Annotated in this window: 2 protein-coding genes; both read left to right on the top strand. The window is 64.5% G+C overall.

The genetic code is table 11. The annotated features are described in order from the left end of the window. The first annotated feature begins 151 nt into the window (after positions 1–151). Entirely contained in the window at positions 152–376 is a 225-nt protein-coding gene (locus tag L0G76_RS15145; RefSeq protein WP_092106426.1) for a hypothetical protein, read from the top strand. 56 nt (positions 377–432) lie between these two features. Next, positions 433–3,086: amino acid adenylation domain-containing protein (locus L0G76_RS15140; protein ID WP_304357975.1), on the top strand; the 2,654-nt coding region annotated here is incomplete at its 3' end.

The following is a 3,086-nucleotide window of genomic DNA, read 5'->3' as shown; positions in this document are numbered from 1 at the left end:
AAGGCGGCGAAGGCAGCCGATCAGCAGGCTGCGAGGCAGCCGATCCGAAAAAGTTCGGCGAATCGTCAATCCACACGCTCGAACCCTCCGAACCAGTACTGCTTGCCCGGTGCAGATGATCTGCACGACGTGTCAGGAAAGGACAGAGACTATGTTGAGCCTCAAACGCACAGGTCTTCGGACCATCGGCGGTGCCACAATCGCAGCTCTCGCCGTGATGGTCGGAGTCTTCGCCGCCCCTGGAGCGGCGTCGGCCGCCGAAGGACCCCAGGCACACGATGCAGAGCCCTCCAGCTCTCTGGTCGAAGGGCCGCTCATCGATCTCGGTGATCTGATGAACCTCATCGGCTCGATCAACATCGGACAGTTCCAGTAACAGCCCATCTGACGTTCCAGCAAGACGGCACCACACCCTCGCGTTCGAAAGACACAATGACTGACGACTCTCCCCGAATCGAACTCACCTCTGCACAACGCGGCATCTGGTATGCCCAGAAGATCGAACCCGACAACCCGACTTTCCAGATCGGGCTGTACGTCGAAATTCTCGGGCCCCTGGACGTCGATGTGATGCGACGTGCCGTCGGCACCGCCGTCGCCGAGGCCGATTCGCTCAACGTCGTCTTCGGCGAAGACGACCGGGGAGTCTTCCAAAAGCACGGCTCGCCTCGCAGGCACCTACACTTCCATGATCTGCGGGGCGAGTCGGTCGACGAACCGGTGGCGAAGGCCCGGGCCCTCATGGAAGCCGACCTCGCCACCGTTCACGATCTCGAGGATGGTGAGCTGCTCAGGTCTGAGCTGTTCCACCTCGGCCCCGACCATTGGATCTTCTACCAGCGAGCCCACCACCTCCTCGTCGACGGCTACTCTGCCGTGCTCATCCTGCGACGCGAGTCGCAGCTGTACGGTGAGCTGGCTGATCCGAGCGCACAGCCATCGGAGTCGCCTTTCGGCAGCCTGGAGGCCCTGGTGGCCGAGGAGGCGGACTACCGATCCTCGCAGCGTTTCCGCACCGATGCCGACTTCTGGTCACAGACCATCTCAGAGTCGGAGACAGCCACGGGCTTGGCGGGACGTCCACCTGCCTCGGCGAAACAGCTGGTCACAGCCGACGCCGACATCCCCCCGGAGCTGGCCGGACAATTGGCCGGTGCCCAATCGACCCCGGTCCTCGTCCTCGCGGCCGCCGCGACGTATCTGCACAAGATGACGGGTCGGCAGACCGTCTCCGTGGGACTGCCGGTGACGGCCCGGCGCAGCGCCCTGGCCAAATCGGTGCCGTCGATGATGTCGAAGATCCTGCCGCTGCAGCTGGCCACCACACCCGAGACCACCACCCCCGAACTCGTTGAGAATACGGGTTCGGCCCTGCGCACGACGCTCATTCACCAACAGTTCCACTATCAGGAACTCGACACCGACACGAGCTACATCGGGCCCTCGGTCAACATCTTCCCGACGGTCGATGACATCAGCTTCGGCCAGGCCTCGGCGTCTCTGCATCTCCTGTCCACGGGTCCGGTCGATGATCTGTCGATCATCGTCCACGGCCTGGGAGCGGACCAGACCTCCTCCGGCAGGGACTCGCGAGCCGCCATCGTTCGGCTTGAGGCCAATGCCGAACTCTACACCCAGGAGAGTCTCGCCGAACACCTGCGCCGCTTCCTCTCCGTCCTCTCCCAGCTGGATCCCGGTCGCGCTCAGCCCCTGGCGGGGCTGTCCCTGCTCGATGACAGCGAAGCTGACGACGTCATCGCCGGCGGAATGGGCCGAGTCCAGGACATTCCCCGCCACACCGTGGTCGACGAATTCACCGCTCATGCCCGTGCGACCCCGTTCGCCTCCGCGGTCGTGGCCGATGACGGACATCTCAGCTTCGCCGATCTCGATCGCAGGTCGACGCAGCTGGCCTGCTATCTTCGCGAGCACGGCGCCGGCCCGGGCACACGCATCGCCGCACGCCTCGGACGCACCACTGCTCTGCCGGTCACCGTGCTCGGGATCCTCAAGGCAGGTGCAGCCTATATTCCCCTCGATCCCGACCATCCGGCAGCCCGAATCGAGGCGATGGTCGCCGATGCCGACCCGGTCCTCGTGCTCAATTCCTCGACTGTGTCGGGCCCCGCCGGGGAGTCGACGATCTCCACGGATCGGCCTGTCGTCGATCTGGATTCGGACCGGCTCTCTGCCCGACTGTCGTCCCGTACGGCCCAGCGCGCACCGGAGACCACGCCGGCCCCCGACGACCTCGCCTATGTGATCTTCACATCCGGGTCGACCGGCCGGCCCAAGGGCATCGGCGTCGAACATCGGTCGCTGCTCAATCTCTTCCTCAGTCACCAGGAGACCATCTTCACACCGGCCGTCGAACGACTCGGGCGCGGACTGCGGGTGGCGCACACCGCAGGGATCTCCTTCGACGCCGCATGGGACCCGCTGCTGTGGCTCTTCGCCGGACACGAACTCCACCTTATCGACACCCTCACCCGCCGCGACCCCGAAGCGCTGACCTCGTATTTCACCACTCATGGCATCGACTCAATCGAGACGACTCCCTCGTTCGCCAAGGCTCTTCTGGCCCACGGCAGCTTCAGCGGGACCGCCCACCCCAGTGTCATTGCGTTGGGAGGAGAAGCAGTCGACAGCGGGCTCTGGCAGCAGCTGGCCGCGTTGGACGATGTGACGTCCTACAACCTGTACGGACCGGCGGAGACGACCGTCGACAGTCTCACCGCTCCCATCGTCGCGGGCACGTCTCCGGTTCTCGGTCACTCCGTCACGAACACCCGACACTACGTACTCGATTCCAGACTGTCCCCTGTGCCCGAACAGGCAACAGGAGAGCTCTACATTGCGGGGCTCAACTTGGCGCGCGGCTATGTCGACCGTCCTGGAACGACCTCTGAACGCTTCGTCGCCGATCCCTTCTCCAACGACGGGTCCAGGATGTATCGGACCGGAGACATCGTCCGCAGGCCCTTGAACGGCGGCATCGAGTTCCTGGGGCGCAGCGATGAGCAGATCAAACTGCGCGGGTACCGTGTCGAACTCTCCGAGGTCGAGCTCGCTCTGCAGGCCGATCC

Source organism: Brevibacterium picturae, assembly GCF_030453725.1.
Classification (GTDB): domain Bacteria; phylum Actinomycetota; class Actinomycetes; order Actinomycetales; family Brevibacteriaceae; genus Brevibacterium; species Brevibacterium sandarakinum_A.
Note: the sequence above shows the minus strand (reverse complement) of the source record. Positions and strands in the feature narration are given on the sequence as shown.